This window comes from Streptomyces sp. NPDC002698 (assembly GCF_042888945.1).
GTDB lineage: Bacteria > Actinomycetota > Actinomycetes > Streptomycetales > Streptomycetaceae > Streptomyces.
The window spans coordinates 249,626-269,327 of record NZ_JBIAQM010000002.1; the positions used below are offsets into that span (position 1 = coordinate 249,626).

A 19,702-nucleotide genomic window follows, 5' to 3' on the forward strand; every position below is an offset into this window, starting at 1 on the left:
GGCGGGAGTGCCTTCAGGCCTTGGTGACGGAAGAGGCGATGGAGGAGAAGAGCTGGCGGAACTGGCGCAGCGTGGCTTCGAGCAGTTCGTCCGCGTCACCGTCGGCGTGGGCCAGCGCGACCGCGCTCTCGCAGGCGGCGCCGTGCACCATCGAGGCGACGGCGGTCACGTCGGCGCGGGGACGGTCCCTGCCGAGGAGCTGACCGAGACCGTAGGCGATCATGCGCCGGCAGTCCGAGCGGATCGCCCGCATCTCCGCCCAGCCCAGTGCCCCCGGCGCGTCGATGAGGGTGATCCGCTGCGTGCTCGGCTCCATCGACATGACCAGGAATTCGCGCATGCCCTCGTACAGACCGTCCCAGGGGTCCTCGTGGAGGGTGAACGTCTGCGCGATCGCGCTCGACAGCCGGTTCTCCTCCGCCTCGTAGACGGCGCGGAACAGGTCCCGCTTGTTCTTGAAGTGGTGGTAGAGCGCGCCCTTGCTCGCCCCGATCTCCTCACAGATCGCGTCGAGCGAGGTAGCGGTGTACCCGTCTCTGGCGAAGAGCTTACGAGCGGCGGAGAGGAGTTCGTTCGTCGTCGTCCGCGAACGCTCCTCCTGCGACCGGCGCACTCGCTGCTGACTGCCCATGGATCCGACCCGCCCTCCTGACCCCCCGACAACACCCACCGTTCGATCTTAGCGCTCCCCCTCGTACCAAGAGTTCACCGAACCTGGATCTCATAGACATACCATCGGTTGGAATGTAACATCACGGCCGCAGGGCGCCAACCCCGAGTCCAGGCCCGCGGCATGTCCCCAGCCCCTCTGGCCGTATCCGGCAAGGAGGTCATCAGCCATGCACAGCCCCGCACTTCCCGGCGTGGAGGTCCCCGCGGACCGGTGGGAACTGCTGCTTCCGCACCGTGAGCGCATCCACCGGCTCGCGCGGTCCCGCCTGTCCGGGGACCAGGAGGCCGAGGACTGCGCGCAGGAGGCCCTGATCCGCGCGGCGACCTTCCGCGACCTGGACGAGAGCCGGGTCGGCCCCTTCCTCACCACGGTGACGCTGCGGCTCTGCACCGACATCCACCGCCGCGACGAACGCGCCCGCCGGCTGCTGCGGGGCCCCTGGGCCGAGGTCATGGCGAGCCCGGAGGAGCTGATCTGCGCGGCCCAGGAGGAGGCCTGGGCGCTGGAGCAGGTCGACCGGCTCGCCGGGCGGGAGCACCAGGTGATCGTGGCCCGCCTCAACGGGATCAGCACCCGCGAGTTCGCCAGCCGGCGCGGTATCTCCCTCAAGGCGGCCGAGAGCGCCTTCACCAAGGCGCGGGCCAGGCTGCGCCGTTGGTACGAGGAGGCGCTGACGGGCTGAGGTGGCGGCGGGGACGGGCCCGGGCGGACGCGCCGCCCGGCCGCGGCCCGGGCGCCGCCGCCTCGCGCGGCTCACGACGGAGGACCGGATCACGGCGGAGGACCGGATCACGACAGGCGGGACGGCGGAGCAGTGGACACACACCGGGAGACAGACACCACCACAGCTCGCCGCCGTTCCACGCCGCGGTACCGGCCGTCGGACCACAAGGCGCCCCGTCACGGGCGGACAGCCCTCCGGACGCCCTGCCACGAGCCGACGGACCCCGCCGGGCCCCACCACGACTCGACGGACCCCGCCGGGCCCGACCGGGAGCCGGCCGGGCCGGCGGCGCTCGGCCTCGCGCCGGCCGAGTGCGCCACGCCCGGCCATGAGCCGGGAAGCCGTGTTCCGATGGACCCCCGTCCGCGGAGCCGTGTCCCGGCCGACCCCGGGAACCGTCGCCCGCGAGGCGGCCGGGGCCGGGGCCCGAACAGCCCCGGCCGCTCTCCCGCTCATGCGGTCGTCCGCTCCAGCGCCGCGTTCAGCAGCTTCGTGACCTCCTGGGCGGAGGCCGACTCCAGGGCGGCCAGCGCGTCCGCCGTGTCCGCGCTCCCCCCGGTGCCGAGGAACTTCTCGCGCACCAGGGCGGCGGCCGGGGGTCCGCCCACCGCCCCCACGGGGATGTCCACCCGCCGGCTCACCGAGCGGCCGTCGCGGAAGTCGACGGTCACGCGGGCGCCCGTCACCTTCCGCGCGGACCGGAAGTCCTCGCTCGGCGGCTCCAGTTCGCCCACCAGGTCCACGAGCCACTGCCCGTCGCCCTTCAGCCGCGCGCCGAAGGGCCGCAGCCACTCGGCGGCCCGGGGACCGGCCTGCCGGAGCGCCTCCCCGAAGGGAACCTCGCTGTGGAACAGGTCGTAGGTCATCGCGTCGTCGAGACGCGTGCTCACCAGGTCGGCGAGCCGCCACCGCTCCTCGTCCGCGACCCCGGGCGCGGCGAAGTCGCCGGTGGTCAGATCACCGGTGAGCAGGACGGTCGCCAGCAGGTACGGCAGGGCGAAGACGAGCGCGCTCACCGGCGAGTCGGCGCCCCGCAGATGCGCCCCCGCCTGGGCGTCCACCAGCACCGTGTACAGCGAGGTGTCCACGGTGATCCCGGTGACGTCCCGTGCCCGGACGGGCCCCAGCTCCCGGTGGAGTTCGAGTCCGCAGTCGACCGCCGCGTCCATGCCGGGACCGCCGGGGTGCACCTTGAACGACGTCGTGTGGGTGTGCCAGCGGCGCCCGAGCCCGGCGGTCACCGCTCCGGGCAGCGGTACGGCCGCGAAGCGGGACAGGAATCCCTCCGGATGCTCCAGGATCTCCCGGCTGCCCTCGAAGCCGGCCGCCGCGGCGTCGCACGCGTCCAGTCCGACGGACACGGGCGTCGAGGCGCTGAAGACCTTGGCGTCGCCGCCGAGGAACCCGATCGGCACGGTACGCGGCGGCAGCCCCAGGCCGAGACCGAGCGCGTCGGCCCAGCGCCGCGCGGGGGCGTTCTCACCGCGCAGCCGCCCCGCGACGGCGCCGACGACATGGGTGAAGGTGGCGCTCTGGCCGCGGAAGGGCCCCAGGGTGGCCGAGGCGGTGACGCGCGCGGCGCACTCGTTGGCCACGATCACCGAGGTCAGCAGAGCGCGCCCGTCCAGCTCCTGGCTCTGCGCGTACGCCATGGGCACGGCCACCGTCGAGTTGGACAGGTGCCCGGCGAACGCGGTGTCGTCGAAGTGCAGCCACGATCCGAGACCGGCGAGCACGAAGGCCGCGCGCCGGGGGTCGGGCTGCAACGGCGGTCCGAAGGCCTCGGCCAGTTTCCGGCCCAGGGGATGGGTCGCGCCGATGCGCATGGCCGCGCACTGGGACAGTATCTGCAGTTTCGCTATGTCCACGACATCCGGCGGTATGTCCTCGAACCGCAGGGCGTGGGCCCATTCCGCGAGTTCTTCGGTGAGGGTCATCGGTCTCCTTCACGGCGGCCGTTTCACGAATCGGCACCCATGGCGGCCCTCATGCGCCGCCCTGCTTCTTTCTGGTTACGCCGCGAGGGCCGGGAACCCTCGCAAACGACGGGAATATCCGGGCCCGGAAAACGGAACGCCCTCTTACTCAGGGGCGCGCCGGAGTGGACGCGTAAGACATTCGGCACGCGAACCGTCCTCGCTCGCCGGCTTCTTGCCGCGCCTGCCACGAGCCGGATTCCCGGAAAGGAATCACCATGCTGACACCGCACCAGCCCACCCGAATGCAATCGGGTCTGCCCAGCGACACCGCGTATCTCACCGCGCGCGCCCGCGCCGCCGACGCGGTCGTCGAACCCGCGCGCCGGCTGCTCGACGACCGCTTCGCCTCGCTGTTCGTCACCGAGCCCCCGCTCCCCCGGACGTCCGAGGAGGCGCTCGCGCGGCTGACCGCGATGGACTCGGCGCACGGCGGTTTCATCGCCGAGATCCTGCTGCGCCAGCGGTTCTTCGAGGACCAGCTGATACGCGCGGTCGCCACCGGCATCCGCCAGGTGGTGCTGCTCGGCGCGGGCTACGACACCACCGCGCTGCGGATGCCCGGCTACGACCGGCTGCGCTACTTCGAGGTGGACCACCCGGCCACGCAGCGCGCCAAGCTGGAGACGCTGGTGGAGGCGGCGGTCGACGCCCCGTCGGTCACGTACGTACCCGTCGACTTCGAGGCCGGCGACTCCCTCGCGAAAGCCCTCGACGGCGCGGGTTTCCAGCCCGGCAGCCCCTGTGTCGTGGGCTGGCTGGGCGTCACCTTCTTCCTGCGCCGCGACGCCTTCGAGCGCACCCTGCACCACCTCACGGACCTGTGCGCGCCGGGCAGCAGCCTCGTCTTCGACTACATGGACGAGAGCGTCATCGACGGCACCACCCCCTACGAGGGCGCCCTGTCGATGGCCCGCAAGGTGGGCGCGCAGGGCGAGCCGTACGTCACCGGCCTGACTCCGGAGGCGGCCTCCGAGGCCGTGCGCGAGGCGGGCTTCTGGCCCACCGAGGAGGTACGGGTCCCCGAGCTCGTACGGCGCTACGGAGGCGCCGACCCCTACTGCAAGGACGACGACTTCATGGGCCTGATCGCGGCCGAACGCGCCGCGCAGGAGAACGGAGATGCAGCATGACCACGACCGAAGGACCCACCGCCGAGCAGACCGACGCGCACGTCCTGTCCCCCGAGGACGCCGACCGGTTGCTGAAGGGCGCCCCCTGGACCCGCTTCGCGGTCATCGGGGACAGCCTCGCCGAAGGGCTCGGGGAGTCCTCGCCCGGCTACACGGACCTGCCCTGGGCGGAGCGGGTCCTGGAGGCTCTGCGGCGGGTCGGCCCCGGCGTGGAGTACCTGAACCTGGGGGTGCGCCATCTCAAGGCGGCCGAGGTGCGCTCGGGACAGCTCAAGGAGGCGCTGGACTTCCGGCCCGACCTCGCCTCGGTGGTGTGCGGCGGCAACGACATGCTCGCCCGTGACTTCTCGGCGGGCGCGGTGGAGGCCGAACTCGACGCGATGGTGAGGCCGTTGCGCGAGGGCGGCGCCGACGTCTTCGTCTTCACCATCCAGGACATCACCAAGGTCTTCCCCGAACAGCTCGGCGGCGGAGGCCTGAGCGGACGCATCGAGATCTTCAACGACCAGGTGCGCAAGGTCGCCGACCGGCACGGCGCCCTGGTCATCGACATGTGGGCCCACCCCACCAGCGGCTCCCGGAGCGTCTTCAGCGCGGACATGCTGCACGCCTCGATGCGCGGCCACGCCGTCCTGGCGTCAGCGGTGTTCGAGCGGCTCGGAGCGCATCTGGCGGCGCGGCCGGGCAACTGAGAGGGCCGTGTCAGAGAGATCTCAGAACGCCCTGGCACCTTGGAGACGTGCACCGGACCGCGAGCCTTCGAGGCAAGCGCTTCGGTGCACGAGGAGAGATTCCCGTAGCGGCCCAACGGGGATCCGGGAAGCATCCCGGATCGGGGCGTGAACGTCCTCGCAGGTTCGAATCCTGCTCTCTCCGCCACTCCGTGTCAGGTTCCGGACGTCTGCCCGTCGAGATACCAGGAGAGTAGGCATGCAGCCAGGCCGGTGGGCGGACTCCGGTGTACTGATCACCAATCCTGCCGCCGGGGCGGGACGTGCGGACGTCGTCGACGCCGGCACCCTGGCCCGGCGGTGCGCGGAACTGGTCGGGGACCTGACGGCGATCGGCACCCGCGACCGCGGTCACGCCGAGGAGATCGCCGGCAAGGCCGTGGCCGACGGGGCCGACGTGGTGATCGTGGCCGGCGGCGACGGCACCACCCGCGAGGTGGCCTCGGGGCTCGTCCGCGCCCGGCTGGAACGGCCCGGGGCGGCCCTGCCCGCGCTGTTCTGTGTACCGGCCGGTACCGCCAACTCCTTCTACCGCGAGCTCTGGTCGGACCTCCCGTGGCAGCGGACGCTGACCGAGGCGCTGTCCGGGGCCGCCCGCCGGGTGCGGCACATCGACATGGCCCACATCCAGGAGAGCGACACCTACGCCCTGCTCGGCACGGGCACCGGTGTCGTCGCGGAGGTCCTCGCGACGGCGAACCGCCTCACCGGCCTGGCGGGCCGCGACCGCTACCGGCAGGCGGTGGCCGATGTCGTGGCGGCGCACACCCCGTACCCCACACGGATCACGGTGGACGGCGAGATGGTGCACGAAGGCACCGTCCAGCTCACCAACATCGGCGGCGGCCGGTACCGCGCCGGGCAGTTCAGGCTGATGCCGCACTCCGTGCTCGACGACGGACTGCTCGACCTGTGCGTCTTCGACGGCACCTGCGACCTGATCGAACTGCTGAACCTGACCCGTGAGGGACGGCACGTCGAACGCCCCGGGGTGATCTACACCCGGGGCCGGCACTTCGTCGTGGAGCGCACCGACGGCGCGCCCCTGTCCCTGGAGTACGACGGTGAGATGGCCACCGGGGAGCGGGCCCGCTGCACAGTGGGCCTCCTGGCCGGCGTCCTGCCGTTTCTCGCACCGCCGCACCGGGCGTGAGCCAGGAAGGCGCGGCGGTCCCCGGATACCGAGGAGAACCCCATGCACGGCGCCGAGCGCACCGCCGACGACCGGTGGGTGCTGCCCACGGCCGGCGACACCTACTTCACCTGGAACTACGACGAGGGCCGCGACCGGCTGCTGAGCCTGTACCAGAAGGGCAAGGACAAGCAGTGGGACAGCACGGCGCGCATCGCGTGGGAGACCGAGGTCGACCCCTACGACGCGCTCGGCACTCCGGAGAACACGCTCGCCCTGTACGGCTCCCGGCAGTACGCGAAACTCAACGAACGCGAGCGGCAGGAAATGCGCCGGCACATGGCGTCCTGGGAATTCAGCCAGTTCCTGCACGGTGAACAGGGGGCGATGATCTGCTCGGCGCGGATCGTCGAATCGGTTCCCGATATGGATTCGAAGTTCTACGCCTCGACCCAGGTGATGGACGAGGCGAGGCACGCCGAGATCTTCTCCCGTTTCCTGAAGGAGAAGATCGGCATGGAGTACCCGATCAACTCTCATTTGCAGAGCCTGCTCGGCGATTCGCTCTCGGACTCGCGCTGGGACATGCCGTACCTCGGAATGCAGGTGCTGATCGAGGGGCTGGCGCTGGCCGCCTTCGGAATTCTGCGGGACAAGACGAACAAGCCGCTGCCGAAGCAGATCCTCGCGTACGTCATGCAGGACGAGGCCCGGCACGTCGCCTTCGGGCGGCTCGCCCTGCGGGACTACTACGCGCAGCTGACCTCCAAGGAGAGGGCGGAGCGCGAGGAGTTCGTCGTCGAGGGCTGTTACCTCATGCGGGACCGCTTCCGGATGCAGGAGGTCTGGGAGAACCTCGGCTTCGACATGGCCGAGTGCATGGAGTACATGGACAAGGGCCCCCGCATGCAGGCGTTCCGCTCACGTCTGTTCACCCGGATCGTCCCCTGTGTGAAGGACATCGGGCTGTGGGGGCCGGCGGTCAAGAAGGCCTACGCGGACATGGGTGTCCTCGACATGGCCAAGAGCGATCTGCTCGCCCTGATGGCCTCGGACGAGGCGCAGGCCGAACTGCTGGACCGGGAGCGCCGTGAGCAGCGCGAGCGTGAGGACCGCGAACTGGCCGACCGTGTCGCCGAGGTGGACGCGGCCGTCGCGGCGGGGGCAGACGACTCGCCGGACACCGGGAGTACGCCGGGGACCGGCCGGACGGCGTGAGGTGAAGGGCACGCCCGGGGAGATGTGCGACGAGTCGGCTGCGCTCGGTGACAACCCGATTGACGGCTGAGCACTCACACAGATACATTCCAACCATCGGTATGTTGGAGGTGTTAAGCGATGAGCGCTGGGCCCGCTGAAGCGGCGGCCAAGCGGGGGTACATGCCCCTGCTGCTCCTCGCGTCGAGTGCGACGTTCCTGGCCGTCCTCGACGTGACGATCGTCAATCTGGCCATCCCAGATCTGCACAAGGACTTCGAGGGTTCCGCCCTGGCGGACCTGTCCTGGGTGATCACCGTGTACGCCACGGTGTTCGCCGCCCTGCTGGCGCCGGCGGGCCGACTCGCGGACGTGATCGGCCGGCGTTCCCTGTTCACCGCGGGGATCGCCGTCTTCACCGCGATGTCCCTGATGTGCGCGCTGGCTCCGAATCTCCCCGTCCTGCTGACCGCCCGGGCCTTCCAGGGCGCCGGAGCCGCCGCGATGATCCCGGCGTCTCTCGCCATCGTCCTGATGGACACACCGCCCGAGGAACGCCGGGCCGCGATCGGCAAGTGGAGCGCGGCCTCCGCGTTCGCCGCCGCGGTGGGCCCGTCGATCGGCGGAGTCCTGGTCGACACCCTCGGCTGGCGGTCGCTGTTCCTGATCAACGTGCCGTTCGGTCTGCTGCTCCTGCTCCGCGCGCACATCATTCCCCGGACTTCCCGTCCGGAGGGCAGCAGGGTTCCGGACCTGATCGGGACCGTCCTGCTCGGGCTCGGCATCGGCCTGCTCAGCCTCGGCATCTCCAAGGGCGGGGACTGGGGCTGGGGTGACGCGTCGACGGTGGGCTGCCTGGCCGGAGGCGTCGTCGCCATGGCGATCACCCTGCTGCGCTCGCGGACCCACGAGGCCCCAGCCGTGGAGACCGGCCTCTGGCGCAGCCGGACCTTCGCCCTGGCGAACCTGTCCGTCTTCTTCTACGGCGCCTGCCTGTTCGCCTGGCTCCTGGTCGGCGTCCTGTACGTCACCTCGGTCTGGCACTGGTCGGAACTGAAGGCCGGCCTCGCGGTGACCCCCGGCGCCTTCGCGGCGACGCTGGTGGCCCTGTACTCGGGCAGGATCCAGACGAAGTACGGCCCGCGAGCCGTCGTGGTGGCCGGCGCGGTCGTCCTCGCGGGCACCGGCTTCTTCCTCGCCTTCACCCTGCCCGACGAGCCGAACTTCCTCGGCTACTGGCTGCCCACCGGCATCCTGGCGGGCGCGGGCATGGGCGCGATCACCACGGGCACGTCGACCGCCGCCGCGCTCTCGGTCTCCCCGCTGCGCTTCGCGGCGGCGACCGGGCTCAACCAGACGGCCCGGCAGGTCGGCGGCGCCTTCGGTATCGCGACGCTGGCCACGCTGCTCAGCAAGGCGAGCACCGACGCGTCCGACTACGGGCACGTCCTGCTCTTCTGCTCCATCGTCACCGCCCTGTCCGGGCTCGCGGGCCTGGGGCTCGTCATCAAGGCTCCGCCCGCCGCGCCCCAGACGCAGGCCGCCCAGAGCGCCACGGCCGATGCCACACAGCCGGCCGAGGCGAAGCCGGGCACCCACTGACCCCCGAGGGGCGGCGCACACCGGTCACCGCCCCTCGGGTCGCCGTCCATCCGATCCCGGCACACATAAAACCGACGGAAGGTACGCAAGAAATGCCCATCAAGACCAGTGAAGCTCTCTACACCGCAGTCGCCACCGCCGAGGGCGGGCGAGAGGGCCGTGTCTCCACTGAGGACGGCAAGCTCGACATCGTCGTCAGCCAGCCCAAGGAACTGGGCGGCACGGGCGGCGGCACCAACCCCGAACAGCTCTTCGCCGCCTGTTACAGCGCGTGTTTCCACGCCTCGATCGGGATCATCGCCCAGATGCAGAAGATCGACATCACCGGTTCCAGCGTGACGGCCCGCGTCGGCATCGGCCGCAACGACGCCGGATTCGGCATCGTCGCCGAGCTCACCGCCCACATCCCCTCGGTCGACGAGGCCACCGCCAAGACCCTGGTGGAGAAGGCCGACGAGATCTGCCCCTACTCCAAGGTGACCCGGGGCGACATCGAGGTCACGATCAAGACGGCCTGACCCGCGCGACGAGGACCCCGCCCCGGCGCGACTCCCGGCGGCGGGGTCTTCGCCCGTCCCGGCCCCTCCCGCCCCGGACGTCCGACGACCCCGGCCACGGCAGGCCGAAGGCGCCGCGTGGGACGGGTTCCGGAAGCGGCCGGGACCCGTCCCACGCGCCGGTGCGGGCCGCGTCAGGCGCCGACGTACGCCGCCAGGTGTTCGCCGGTGAGGGTGGAGCGGGCGGCGACGAGGTCGGCCGGGGTGCCCTCGAACACGAGCCTGCCGCCGTCGTGGCCGGCTCCGGGGCCGAGGTCGATGATCCAGTCGGCGTGTGCCATGACCGCCTGGTGGTGCTCGACGACGATGACCGACTTGCCCGAGTCGACGAGCCGGTCGAGCAGTCCGAGCAACTGCTCGACGTCGGCCAGGTGCAGGCCGGTGGTCGGCTCGTCGAGGACGTACACACCGCCCTTGTCGGCCATGTGCGTGGCGAGCTTGAGGCGCTGCCGCTCGCCGCCGGACAGGGTCGTGAGCGGCTGGCCGAGGGTGAGATAGCCGAGTCCGACGTCGGCGAGCCGAGCCAGGATCCGCTGCGCGGCCGGCGTGTGCGCCTCCCCGACGCCGAAGAACTCCACGGCCTCGTCCACCGACATCGCGAGGACCTCGCTGATGTCACGGCCGCCGAGGTGGTACTCCAGGACCGAGGCGTCGAACCGCTTGCCCTCGCAGTCCTCACAGGTGGTGGCGACTCCGGCCATCATGGCGAGGTCCGTGTAGATGACACCGGCGCCGTTGCAGGTGGGGCAGGCGCCCTCGGAGTTGGCGCTGAACAGCGCCGGCTTCACGTCGTTGGCCTTCGCGAAGGCCTTGCGGATCGGGTCGAGCAGACCGGTGTACGTCGCCGGGTTGCTCCGCCGGGAACCGCGGATCGGCGCCTGGTCGACCGACACCACGCCCTCGCCGGCCGGGATGGACCCGTGCACGAGCGAGCTCTTGCCGGAGCCCGCGACCCCGGTGACGACGACGAGCACTCCGAGCGGGATGTCGACGTCCACGTCCCGCAGGTTGTTCGCCGACGCGCCGCGGATCCGGAGCGTGCCGCTGGGCTCGCGCGATGTCTCCTTGACCTGGGCCCGGTCGTCGAAGTGGCGGCCGGTGACGGTGCCGCCCTTCCGCAGTTCCTCCACGGTGCCCTCGAAGCAGACGGAGCCGCCGCCCGTACCGGCTCCGGGGCCGAGGTCGACGACGTGGTCGGCGATCACGATGGTCTCCGGCTTGTGCTCCACGACGAGCACGGTGTTCCCCTTGTCCCGCAGCCGCAGCAGGAGGTCGTTCATCCGCTGGATGTCATGGGGGTGCAGACCGGCGGTGGGCTCGTCGAAGACGTAGGTGACGTCGGTGAGCGAGGAGCCGAGGTGGCGGATCATCTTGACGCGCTGCGCCTCTCCGCCGGACAGCGTGCCCGCCGGGCGGTCCAGCGCGAGGTAGCCGAGGCCGATCTCCACGAACGAGTCGAGGGTCTGCCCGAGCGCGGAGAGCAGGGGCGCGACCGAGGGCTCGTCGAGACCGCGGACCCATGCGGCCAGATCGCTGATCTGCATCGCGCAGGCGTCGGCGATGCTGATCCGCTCGATCTTCGACGAACGGGCGCCCTCGCTGAGCCTGGTGCCCTCGCACTCGGGGCAGGCGGTGAAGGTGACGGCCCGGTCCACGAACGCCCGGATGTGCGGCTGCATCGCCTCCTTGTCCTTGGAGAGCATCGACTTCTGGATCCGCGGGACCAGCCCTTCGTACGTCATGTTGATGCCCGCGATCTTCATGCGGGTCGGCTCGTGGTGGAGGAAGTCGTGGAGTTCCTTCTTCGTGTACTTGCTGATCGGCTTGGCCGGGTCGACGAAGCCCGACTCCTTGTAGAGGCGCATGTTCCAGCCGTCCGAGCCGTAGCCGGGGATGGTGATCGCGCCCTCGTCGAGGGACTTGGAGTCGTCGTAGAGCTGGGTGAGGTCGATGTCGGAGACCGCGCCCCGGCCCTCGCAGCGCGGACACATGCCACCGGTGCGGTTGAAGGTCGCCTTCACCGCCTTCTTGGCACCGCGCTCCACCGTGATGGCACCGCTCGCGCTGACCGAGGGGACGTTGAACGCGTACGCGCTGGGCGGCCCGATGTGCGGCTCACCGAGCCTGCTGAACAGGATGCGCAGCATCGCGTTGGCGTCGGTGGCGGTACCGACCGTGGACCGGGGGTCGGCGCCCATCCGCTGCTGGTCGACGATGATCGCGGTGGTCAGACCTTCGAGGACGTCGACCTCGGGCCGCGCGAGCGTGGGCATGAAACCCTGCACGAAGCTGCTGTAGGTCTCGTTGATCAGCCGCTGCGACTCGGCGGCGATCGTGTCGAACACCAGGGAGCTCTTGCCCGAGCCGGACACGCCGGTGAACACCGTCAGCCGGCGCTTCGGGATCTCGATGCTGACGTCCTTGAGATTGTTCTCGCGCGCGCCGAGCACACGGATCAGATCGTGGCTGTCGGCACCATGCGGCGCGGACGACCGCGGGTCCGTCCTCGTGGCCTTGCTCATCGTGTCTCCATCTGTCGGGCGGGGCCGCCTTCGCGGTCTCCGCCGGCATCGCCTGCCTCGATCCAACCAGCTTCGCGCGGCACGCCGGGTCCACCTTCGCCGACTCCGTCCACGCGGACGCGGGCACCGTCCACGGCGTACGTCGTCGGCGGTGCCGGCCACGTGAGGTGACGGCCTCCACGCGCCACGCTAGGCGAGGCGGGACCCTCGTCGCTTCTCGAATCCTGACCGGTCGGGCAGGCGGTCGTCTGGGGAAGTTCCGGGTCCGGGGCGAGAATCGGAGGGTGACCATGCCTTCCGACACGTCGCCCATGTCCGGCCGGACGCAGTGCGGCAACCGCGCTCGCAGTCCGCTGCACGCGTTCCTGCGGACGGAGACCGGCAGTGCCGCCGTGCTGCTCGCCGCCGCCCTGCTGGCGCTGGCCTGGGCCAACATCGGTCCTGACACGTACGAGACGGTGTGGAGCACGGAGCTGTCGATCCGCGTCGGGTCGGGCGGAGTGTCGATGGACCTGCGCGAGTGGGTGAACAGCGGACTGATGACGCTGTTCTTCTTCGTCGTCGGTCTGGAGGCGCGGCGCGAGTTCGACCTGGGCGAGTTGCGCGAGCGGCGCCGGGTCACCCTGCCGCTCCTGGCGGGACTCTGCGGCATGGTCGTCCCCGTCGTCGTGTACCTGGCCATCACCTCGGGCCATGGCTCGGCGGCGCACGGCTGGGGTGCCGCCATGTCGACGGACACCGCCTTCGCCCTGGGCATGCTCGCCGTCTTCGGCTCCCGTCTGCCCGGCACCCTCCGGGTCTTCATGCTCACCATCGCCGTCGTGGACGACTTCCTGGCCCTGGCCATCGTCGTCTTCGCCTACAGCGACACCATCAAGGTGCCCGCGCTGCTGACGGCGCTCGCCCTGTTCGCGGTCGTCCTGCTGCTGCGGCGCACGATCGGCGCCCGGGTTCCGTCCCTGTACGGCGTGCTGGGCGTGGCGATCTGGGTGGCGCTCCTGAAGTCGGGCGTCGACCCCGTGGTGACGGGGCTCGCGATGGGCCTGCTGACCTACGCGTACGCGGCCGAGCGCGGCGATCTGGAGCACGCCAGCCGGCTGTTCCGGCGTTTTCGCGAACAGCCGACGCCGGAGCTGGAGCGCACGGTGCGCCGTGGTCTCGCCTCGACGCTCTCGCCGAACGAGCGGCTCCAGCAGATGTTCCATCCCTGGACCAGCTACGTGATCGTGCCGCTCTTCGCCCTGGCCAACGCCGGGATCACCCTGGGCGCCGGTCAGCTGGCCGACGCCTTCACCTCGCCGGTCACCCTCGGCATCTTCTTCGGCTACCTGCTCGGCAAGCCCGTCGGCATCATCGGCGGCACCTGGCTCACCACGCGCGCCGGCCGGGGACGCCTTCACCCGCCCGTGGGCTGGGGCGCCATCACCGCGGGCGGCACCCTGGCCGGCGTGGGCTTCACCGTGGCGCTGCTGATCGCGTCGCTGGCCTTCGACGGCGACCGGCTGGAGCAGGCGAAGATCGGCATTCTGGCCGCGGTCGCGGGCTCGTTCCTCCTCACCTGGGTCGTCACCCTGGTGATCGGCAGGCTCACCGCGCGCTCGCGCGCGCAGGCCCTCCTCGGCACCGGCCAGACGATCGTCGATCTGAGCGAGCCCGTCGACGTGGAGCGCGACCATGTGCGCGGGCCCCTCGACGCGCCGGTGACGCTCGTGGAGTACGGGGACTTCGAGTGTCCCTACTGCGGTCTGGCCGAGTCCGTGGTGCGCGAACTGCTCTCCGACTTCGGGGACGTCCGCTATGTGTGGCGCCATCTGCCGCTCACCGATGTGCACCCCAACGCCCAGCTCGCCGCGCAGGCCGCCGAGGCCGCGGCCCGCCAGAACCGCTACTGGGAGATGCACGACCTCCTCATGGGACACCAGGGCGACCTGGGGCCGAAGGACCTGTTCCGGTACGCCGCCCGGCTCGGCCTCGACAGCGGCCGCTTCCGCGAGGACCTGAGGGGCGGAGCGGGCGCGGCCCGGGTGGCCATGGACGTCGAGTCGGCCGATCTCAGCGGTGTCTCGGGCACGCCGACGTTCTTCGTCAACGGCCGCCGTCACTACGGCGCCTACGACATCGCCTCCTTGACGGCGGCCGTGCGCGCCGCCCGCCAGCGGACGACGCTCACCGGAGCGGGCCAGGAGAACTGAGGGCCGCCGGACCCGGTTCAGGCCGCGCGGGCTCGCAGGCGGCGCAGCATGCGGGCGTCCTCGAAGCCCACGGCGCGGGCGGCGGCGTCGAGGGTGGCGCCGTGGCTGATGAGGTGCTCGGCGCGCTCCAGACGCAGGGACTGCTGGTAGCGCAGCGGTGTGAGGCCCTGCGTCGCACGGGCGAAGAGGCGGGTGAGGGTGCGTTCGCTGACGCCGACGGCCGCGGCCAGTTCGGGCAGGGGCACCGGCCGGTCGAAGCGGGCGTCGAGCAGGTCCTGGGCGCGGTGGACGGTGTCGTCGAGGTGGGACCGGTGCCGGAGCATCGCGCTGGCCTGGGGTTCGTGGCCGTTGCGCCGCGCGTAGACCACCATGTCCCGGGCCACCTGCGCGCCGACCGCCGGGCCGTGCCGGGTGGCGATCAGGTGCAGGGCGAGATCGATCCCGCTGGCGATGCCCGCCGATGTGACGACCCGGTCGTCCTCCGTGTAGAGGACGTCACGGACGACGGCAGCCCGTGGGTAGCGGCGGGCGAGTTCGTCCTGGACGTCGTGGTGGGTGGTGCAGCGTCGTCCGTCGAGCAGTCCGGCCCGGCCGAGCGCGTCGGCTCCCGCGCAGACACTGGCCACGGTGCCGCCGCGCGCATGGTGGTCCCGCAGGACCCGCAGGGCCGCCTCACCGATGGAAGGGCCGTCGCCGAGGGTGAGCGCGCGCCAGCCGGGCACGACGATCAGGTCCTCGGGGCCGAGTTCGGGCCAGTCGGGCGTGGTCACCAGCGGCAGCCCCTGGGCGGTGACGATCCGCGGCCCCTCGGCGACGTAGCCGAGGGTGTAGGGGTGCCCGAAGTCGCCGGCCGTGGAGAAGACCTGCGCGGGGCCGGCCAGGTCCAGCAGATGGACTCCGGGCACCAGGAAGAAGACGATGTGGCTCACGATCCGGTCATCATGCCCGAGACGCGGCGGCGGTCTCCAGCTCGTCGACGGTGGCAATGGTGGCGAAGCGTCCGGCCAGGGCGTACTCGGTGCGCCTGATGACGTCCTCGGCGCCGAGGGTGCGGGGGTCCGCGAGGAGTTCCGCCACGCTCTGCCCGGCGGGGGCGTCGCGGTGCGGGACGGGGTTGGTGGCGGTGGCGTCGGAGACGAAGGTGACCTGGTAGCCGAGGTCACTGGCGAGGCGGGTGGTGGTCTCCACGCACTGTTCGGTCCGGATGCCGCAGACCGTGAGCTCGCGGACACCGCGCTCGGTGAGGAGTTGCTGGAGGTTGGTGGTGGTGAAGGCGTTGTGCGAGGTCTTGTGGATCAGCGGCTCCCCGTCCTGGCGCTCGAGCTCGTCCATCAGCCGGACATGGCCGAGGGCGGGGTCGAAGACGTCGCCGCTGCCGGGCTCCGTGTGCAGCACCCACACCACCGTGTCGCCGGCCCGGCGGGCGAGCCGGACGAGCCGGTCCACCTGGTCGGTGATCTTCGGGTTGGAGATGGTGTCCCACAGGGGGTGGGCGCGGAAGGATTCCTGGACGTCGATGACGATCAGTGCTCGGGTCATGTCCCCACTCTGACCGGGGCGCGCGCCACGGGGACAGGCCTTATCGGGTCCGGGAGCGGACCGATCCGGTCACGTCCGGCGCCGGCCGGGGACGGGCCGAAAGACGGCTCCTCGATCCCGGCCGTCATGCGTGTCCCCCTGTTCCGGCGCCGAACGACGGGCACATGAACACGGGGGCGCCACACATGTACATGGGGACAGACATGAACACTGCACACCGGACAGACATGAACGTGCGAGAACAGTGAGACATGAACACGGAAGAACAAGGGACATGAACACGGAAGAGCTCGGGACATGAACACGGGAGGGCATGGGACATGGTTCCCGTGCCGCACCGGGCCCGGCGCCTGTCGTGGTTCCGGCCGCCCGGAGTCGGGCAGCCGGAAACCACGACAGGGCGATCACCCGCGTGACGCTCGCTCGGCGGCCTCGGCGGCCTCGGCGACGCGCTTGATGTGCGCGAGGCGCCGGTCCCAGTCGGCGGCGAGGGCGGACATCCACCGGGCGGTGGCGTTCAGCGCGGCCGGCCGTACCGCGTACCGCACCTCCCGCCCCACCCGGCTCCCGGTGACGAGCCCTGCGGCGTCCAGCACGGCGAGGTGCTTGACCACCGCCTGCCGCGAAACGGGCAGTTCCTCGGCCAGTCTCGTGGCCGTGACCTCACCCCTGGCCGCCAGCAGGTCGAGCACTTGACGCCGCGTCGGGTCGGCCAGCGCGGCGAGGACGCTGTCGACCTCCTCGGCCTCGCCTCGTTCCTCGGTCACACCGACGGCTGGGCGGCGCGCTTCTTGAACGCGTCCAGGACCTGGGGCCAGCCGTCGCTGTTGTCCTCGTGGGCCTTGTGCCGCAGTTCGGCGGAGCCGGCCAGCGCCGCGAAGCCGCTCTCGACGACCCGCAGGCGCGTGCTCGCACCCTCCGGGATCAGAGTGAACTCGACCAGCGTGCTGTTGCCGTCGCTCAGCGGGTCCCCGGGGAAGGCGCTGGTCCAGCGGTAGGCGACGTACGTGGGCGGCTCGACCTTCTCCACCCGCACCGGGAACTCGCCGTACCGGGCGTTCTTGACCACGGTCGACTCGCCCGCCCTGCCCTCCGTGGTGGGCAGGCTCTCCTCGTCGGCGACCCAGAACCCGGGCACGGCCACCAGCGGCCAGACCCGCTCCAGGGGCGCTTCGATCAGGGTTTCGCGTTCGATCCGGTCCTCGGACATGAGGGACTCCTTCACAGCGGCCAATGACGCAACTCCAGGGTTGCACGTCCCATCCTTCATCGCAACCCTGCGGTTGCACGTCAGGAACGGGGTGCGGGTGGAGGAAGGCGGGGTGCGCGAGGTGCCAATGGGATCCGACCAGGACACCCCTAACCCCAAGTAACACATCCAGCCATAGTCGGCCATGGTGGTCGCAGGCATGAAACATGACCCCCCAACTCCCCCGAGTTAATTGATTGTTGGGGTCATAGCTCTATGCAAGGAGGGTCGCGATGCCGATCATTCGTGTCATGAACCTGCAGCCCGACGGGCGGGTCGCAGCCTCATGGAGGTGTTGGGATGCACCAAAGACTCGCCACCGGCTTCGCCGCCTCGGCCATGGCCCTCGTGGCCGTCACGGCGACCGCTACAGCCGCTAGCGCCGCCCCGGCCGACAAGCCCCAAGTCCTGTCCAGCTGGACCCAGACCAGCGCGTCGAGCTACAACACCTGGGTCGCCGCACGCGCCAACCAGTCGGCCTGGTCGGCGTACGCCTTCGACTGGTCCACCGACTACTGCTCCACGTCACCGGACAACCCGTTCGGCTTCCCCTTCGCCACTTCATGTGCCCGCCACGACTTCGGCTATCGCAACTACAAGGCCGCCGGCGCCTTCGATGCCAACAAGTCCCGTCTCGACAGCGCCTTCTACGAAGACCTCAAGCGGGTCTGCGCCGCATACAGTGGAGCCACGAAGACCAGTTGCAACAGCACGGCCTGGACCTACTACCAGGCCGTCAAGGCCCTCGGCTGACCCTCCGCCCACCCACCGGGAGCCTCGACAGCGCGCAGACACACTTGCCATGTGTCCGCCCGCACCTCGGTGTGATTCGAACCAACCGCGCTCCGACCGGACATCAATGACGGGCTGTCAGCTCCCAGCCCATCACGGCGGGCGCTGTTTCCCGGTCCGCAGTCGGACCCGACCCACCCGCCCCGCACCCACCAGCCGTGCCTCCGTTACCTTGTGTCCACAGGACCGTAGGGGGAACACATCATGGCTGCAGGGATACGGGGCGGGTGGCGAGGGGCGGTGTACGTGGCCTTGTCGGCCGTCGTGGCGACGGGCTGCTCGACCACCGCCGACGAGAGTCCGAAGGCGGGCACGAGCGCGACGTCCACGGACCAGGCTTCCGGTGCCACCGGTACAACGGCCAAGAGCGGTGCCACACTCGGTCCCGCGGGCTCGGCCTGCGAACTGCCGGTCAGCTTCGACACGGCCGAGGACTGGAAGCCGCAGTCCGTCGACGCGGCGGCACAGGCCCCGACCGGAACGGACGGGACCGGGGACGTCACGGACACGCTGCTCCGGCAGGGACCGGTCACCCTCGTCTGCGAGATCGACGCCAAGCCCGCCGGGAACATCGGCTACCTCCGGGTCTGGACCGGGAAACCGGGCGCCGACGACGCCGCCACCGTGCTCAAGGCCTTCGTGGCCGCCGAGCACGGCGCGGGCAAGGCGGTCTACCGCACGTTCGACGCGGACGGCCTGTCCGGCGCCGAGGTGGAGTACGTCTACACCAGTGAGGCCTTCCAGGAGTCGAAGAAGGAGTCCGCCTTCGCCGTCACCACCGATGACGGCCCGGTCGTCGTGCACCTCGGCGGACTGGACACGGCGGAGCACACAGAGATGCTTCCCGCGTACCGGCTCGCCCGGCGGACGCTGCGCACCACCTGACCTCCGCGAGCGATCCGGCCTCCCCGAGCGACCGGGCGACGAACCGCCACCCGCCTCACAGGACCGGCCGCCACGCGGGCACCGCACGGGCGGATCGTCCGTGAGGCGGTTTCGACCGACCGGACCCAGAATGAGTGGGACGGCCTCGTGAACCCGGCCGTCGAGCCGTCCCGGGGCAGCCGGATCGTGACCGTTGGCCTTGCGGTCTCCGCCCCTTGAGGCTCGGGACTTGCGAGCGCGCGGGTGGTCGAACGATGAAGACGGACGAACCGGAAGCCACGGCCGACGAGAGCAGAGCGTCACGCGGGGCGAGTCGTGCTCCCGCCCCGCCCGCGGACCCTGTCACGACAGCGGCCCCGGCGGCTCCCGAGGACGCCCGCCCGGACGAGGCGGTCGCCCTCCGTCGTCTGGCCACGAGCCTGAAGGCCGCGTACCCCTCGGTGGACCCGTCCGTCGTGGACCAGGGGGTCGCGACGGCCCGCGGGTCCTTCCGGCAGGCGAAGGTCAGGACGTACGTCCCCATTCTGGTCGAGCGCCGGGTCCGCGCGCTGCTCGCCGGCCTCACCGCGGAAGAGGCCGCCCCCGATCCGGCTGCCGTCGGCGACACGGGTGCCGGGGGGCCGGGGACGGCCGGGACGGTGAAGCGGTCCGCCGAGAGCCCGCGGCACCCTCCCCTGCTGGGCCGGCTGATACCCGCCAGGCTGCGGCCCGCGCCCGCCTCCGCGACCGACCTGGGCGGTGCCGGTGAGGGCCCATGACCGCGCGGTACTCACCGTGACAGGAGAAGAGGCGGGTCGT

18 protein-coding genes and 1 tRNA gene are annotated in these 19,702 nt (G+C 71.1%); 12 read left to right on the forward strand and 7 right to left on the reverse strand.

Annotation, left to right across the window (positions count from 1 at the left end; all coding sequences use genetic code 11):
• Positions 1-13: 13 nt before the first annotated feature.
• Positions 14-631, reverse strand: a complete 618-nt coding sequence (locus ACFYW9_RS03465; protein WP_389144134.1) for a TetR/AcrR family transcriptional regulator — start codon at positions 629-631, stop codon at positions 14-16.
• A 208-nt stretch (positions 632-839) separates the two neighbouring features.
• Here ACFYW9_RS03465 and ACFYW9_RS03470 point away from each other — a divergent pair, with 208 nt between their 5' ends.
• Positions 840-1,355, forward strand: coding sequence for a sigma-70 family RNA polymerase sigma factor (locus ACFYW9_RS03470; RefSeq protein ID WP_351860484.1), 516 nt, complete (start codon positions 840-842; stop codon positions 1,353-1,355).
• Between the two features lie 494 nt (positions 1,356-1,849).
• Here ACFYW9_RS03470 and ACFYW9_RS03475 read toward each other — a convergent pair whose 3' ends face one another.
• Positions 1,850-3,334 carry an MmgE/PrpD family protein gene (locus ACFYW9_RS03475; RefSeq protein WP_389144138.1) on the reverse strand — a complete coding sequence of 495 codons (1,485 nt, stop codon included), beginning with the start codon at positions 3,332-3,334 and terminating at the stop codon, positions 1,850-1,852.
• 257 nt (positions 3,335-3,591) lie between these two features.
• Here ACFYW9_RS03475 and ACFYW9_RS03480 point away from each other — a divergent pair, with 257 nt between their 5' ends.
• The 7 genes from ACFYW9_RS03480 (at position 3,592) to ACFYW9_RS03510 (ending at position 9,686) form a co-directional block, all read left to right on the forward strand.
• Positions 3,592-4,506, forward strand: a complete 915-nt coding sequence (locus tag ACFYW9_RS03480) for a class I SAM-dependent methyltransferase (RefSeq protein ID WP_389144141.1) — start codon at positions 3,592-3,594, stop codon at positions 4,504-4,506.
• Entirely contained in the window at positions 4,503-5,198 is a 696-nt protein-coding gene (locus ACFYW9_RS03485; RefSeq protein ID WP_389144144.1) for an SGNH/GDSL hydrolase family protein, read from the forward strand. The genes ACFYW9_RS03480 and ACFYW9_RS03485 overlap by 4 nt, the downstream gene beginning before the upstream one ends.
• 92 nt (positions 5,199-5,290) lie before the next feature.
• Positions 5,291-5,385: transfer RNA gene (locus ACFYW9_RS03490), tRNA-Ser, on the forward strand.
• Between the two features lie 51 nt (positions 5,386-5,436).
• Complete coding sequence (locus ACFYW9_RS03495; RefSeq protein ID WP_389144147.1) at positions 5,437-6,390, forward strand: diacylglycerol/lipid kinase family protein; 954 nt, start codon at positions 5,437-5,439, stop codon at positions 6,388-6,390.
• Between the two features lie 42 nt (positions 6,391-6,432).
• On the forward strand, positions 6,433-7,587 hold the full coding sequence (locus tag ACFYW9_RS03500; protein WP_351860495.1) for a diiron oxygenase: 1,155 nt from the start codon (positions 6,433-6,435) through the stop codon (positions 7,585-7,587).
• Positions 7,588-7,707: 120 nt separating this feature from the next.
• On the forward strand, positions 7,708-9,168 hold the full coding sequence (locus tag ACFYW9_RS03505; protein WP_389144152.1) for a DHA2 family efflux MFS transporter permease subunit: 1,461 nt from the start codon (positions 7,708-7,710) through the stop codon (positions 9,166-9,168).
• 92 nt (positions 9,169-9,260) lie between these two features.
• Positions 9,261-9,686 carry an organic hydroperoxide resistance protein gene (locus ACFYW9_RS03510; RefSeq protein WP_351860498.1) on the forward strand — a complete coding sequence of 142 codons (426 nt, stop codon included), beginning with the start codon at positions 9,261-9,263 and terminating at the stop codon, positions 9,684-9,686.
• A 173-nt stretch (positions 9,687-9,859) separates the two neighbouring features.
• Here the strand turns inward: ACFYW9_RS03510 and ACFYW9_RS03515 are convergent, their stop codons facing one another.
• On the reverse strand, positions 9,860-12,247 hold the full coding sequence (locus tag ACFYW9_RS03515; protein ID WP_389144156.1) for an ATP-binding cassette domain-containing protein: 2,388 nt from the start codon (positions 12,245-12,247) through the stop codon (positions 9,860-9,862).
• Between the two features lie 290 nt (positions 12,248-12,537).
• Here ACFYW9_RS03515 and nhaA point away from each other — a divergent pair, with 290 nt between their 5' ends.
• On the forward strand, positions 12,538-14,439 hold the full coding sequence (gene nhaA, locus ACFYW9_RS03520; RefSeq protein WP_389144779.1) for a Na+/H+ antiporter NhaA: 1,902 nt from the start codon (positions 12,538-12,540) through the stop codon (positions 14,437-14,439).
• A gap of 17 nt (positions 14,440-14,456) precedes the next feature.
• On the opposite strand, the gene ACFYW9_RS03525 is transcribed toward nhaA, so the two are convergent.
• The 4 genes from ACFYW9_RS03525 to ACFYW9_RS03540 all read right to left on the reverse strand — a co-directional run bounded on the left by ACFYW9_RS03525 (position 14,457) and on the right by ACFYW9_RS03540 (position 17,188).
• On the reverse strand, positions 14,457-15,368 hold the full coding sequence (locus ACFYW9_RS03525) for a GlxA family transcriptional regulator (protein WP_389144159.1): 912 nt from the start codon (positions 15,366-15,368) through the stop codon (positions 14,457-14,459).
• A gap of 10 nt (positions 15,369-15,378) precedes the next feature.
• Complete coding sequence (locus tag ACFYW9_RS03530; protein ID WP_328673418.1) at positions 15,379-15,978, reverse strand: isochorismatase family protein; 600 nt, start codon at positions 15,976-15,978, stop codon at positions 15,379-15,381.
• Positions 15,979-16,382: 404 nt separating this feature from the next.
• Entirely contained in the window at positions 16,383-16,745 is a 363-nt protein-coding gene (locus tag ACFYW9_RS03535) for an ArsR/SmtB family transcription factor (RefSeq protein WP_389144164.1), read from the reverse strand.
• The gene (locus ACFYW9_RS03540; protein WP_389144168.1) at positions 16,742-17,188 is read right to left on the reverse strand and encodes an SRPBCC domain-containing protein; all 447 of its coding nucleotides are present in this window, start codon (positions 17,186-17,188) and stop codon (positions 16,742-16,744) included. The genes ACFYW9_RS03535 and ACFYW9_RS03540 overlap by 4 nt, the downstream gene beginning before the upstream one ends.
• A 339-nt stretch (positions 17,189-17,527) precedes the next feature.
• On the opposite strand from ACFYW9_RS03540, the gene ACFYW9_RS03545 reads away from it, so the two are divergent.
• The 3 genes from ACFYW9_RS03545 (at position 17,528) to ACFYW9_RS03555 (ending at position 19,662) form a co-directional block, all read left to right on the forward strand.
• Positions 17,528-17,980 (forward strand): phospholipase, encoded by a 453-nt coding sequence (locus ACFYW9_RS03545; protein WP_389144171.1) that lies wholly within the window; start codon positions 17,528-17,530, stop codon positions 17,978-17,980.
• 243 nt (positions 17,981-18,223) lie between these two features.
• Positions 18,224-18,904: a lipoprotein gene (locus tag ACFYW9_RS03550; RefSeq protein WP_389144174.1), complete on the forward strand. Its 681-nt coding sequence runs from the start codon at positions 18,224-18,226 to the stop codon at positions 18,902-18,904.
• 254 nt (positions 18,905-19,158) lie between these two features.
• Positions 19,159-19,662, forward strand: coding sequence for a three-helix bundle dimerization domain-containing protein (locus tag ACFYW9_RS03555; RefSeq protein ID WP_389144177.1), 504 nt, complete (start codon positions 19,159-19,161; stop codon positions 19,660-19,662).
• The last annotated feature ends 40 nt before the right edge of the window (positions 19,663-19,702 follow it).

Excerpts from the sequence above, each read along its gene's own strand:
- ACFYW9_RS03465 (WP_389144134.1), bottom strand. The coding sequence starts at position 631 with ATGGGCAGTCAGCAGCGAGTGCGCCGGTCGCAGGAGGAGCGTTCGCGG.
- ACFYW9_RS03470 (WP_351860484.1), top strand. The coding sequence starts at position 840 with ATGCACAGCCCCGCACTTCCCGGCGTGGAGGTCCCCGCGGACCGGTGG.
- ACFYW9_RS03475 (WP_389144138.1), bottom strand. The coding sequence starts at position 3,334 with ATGACCCTCACCGAAGAACTCGCGGAATGGGCCCACGCCCTGCGGTTC.
- ACFYW9_RS03480 (WP_389144141.1), top strand. The coding sequence starts at position 3,592 with ATGCTGACACCGCACCAGCCCACCCGAATGCAATCGGGTCTGCCCAGC.
- ACFYW9_RS03485 (WP_389144144.1), top strand. The coding sequence starts at position 4,503 with ATGACCACGACCGAAGGACCCACCGCCGAGCAGACCGACGCGCACGTC.
- ACFYW9_RS03495 (WP_389144147.1), top strand. The coding sequence starts at position 5,437 with ATGCAGCCAGGCCGGTGGGCGGACTCCGGTGTACTGATCACCAATCCT.
- ACFYW9_RS03500 (WP_351860495.1), top strand. The coding sequence starts at position 6,433 with ATGCACGGCGCCGAGCGCACCGCCGACGACCGGTGGGTGCTGCCCACG.
- ACFYW9_RS03505 (WP_389144152.1), top strand. The coding sequence starts at position 7,708 with ATGAGCGCTGGGCCCGCTGAAGCGGCGGCCAAGCGGGGGTACATGCCC.
- ACFYW9_RS03510 (WP_351860498.1), top strand. The coding sequence starts at position 9,261 with ATGCCCATCAAGACCAGTGAAGCTCTCTACACCGCAGTCGCCACCGCC.
- ACFYW9_RS03515 (WP_389144156.1), bottom strand. The coding sequence starts at position 12,247 with ATGAGCAAGGCCACGAGGACGGACCCGCGGTCGTCCGCGCCGCATGGT.
- nhaA (WP_389144779.1), top strand. The coding sequence starts at position 12,538 with ATGCCTTCCGACACGTCGCCCATGTCCGGCCGGACGCAGTGCGGCAAC.
- ACFYW9_RS03530 (WP_328673418.1), bottom strand. The coding sequence starts at position 15,978 with ATGACCCGAGCACTGATCGTCATCGACGTCCAGGAATCCTTCCGCGCC.
- ACFYW9_RS03540 (WP_389144168.1), bottom strand. The coding sequence starts at position 17,188 with ATGTCCGAGGACCGGATCGAACGCGAAACCCTGATCGAAGCGCCCCTG.
- ACFYW9_RS03545 (WP_389144171.1), top strand. The coding sequence starts at position 17,528 with ATGCACCAAAGACTCGCCACCGGCTTCGCCGCCTCGGCCATGGCCCTC.
- ACFYW9_RS03550 (WP_389144174.1), top strand. The coding sequence starts at position 18,224 with ATGGCTGCAGGGATACGGGGCGGGTGGCGAGGGGCGGTGTACGTGGCC.
- ACFYW9_RS03555 (WP_389144177.1), top strand. The coding sequence starts at position 19,159 with ATGAAGACGGACGAACCGGAAGCCACGGCCGACGAGAGCAGAGCGTCA.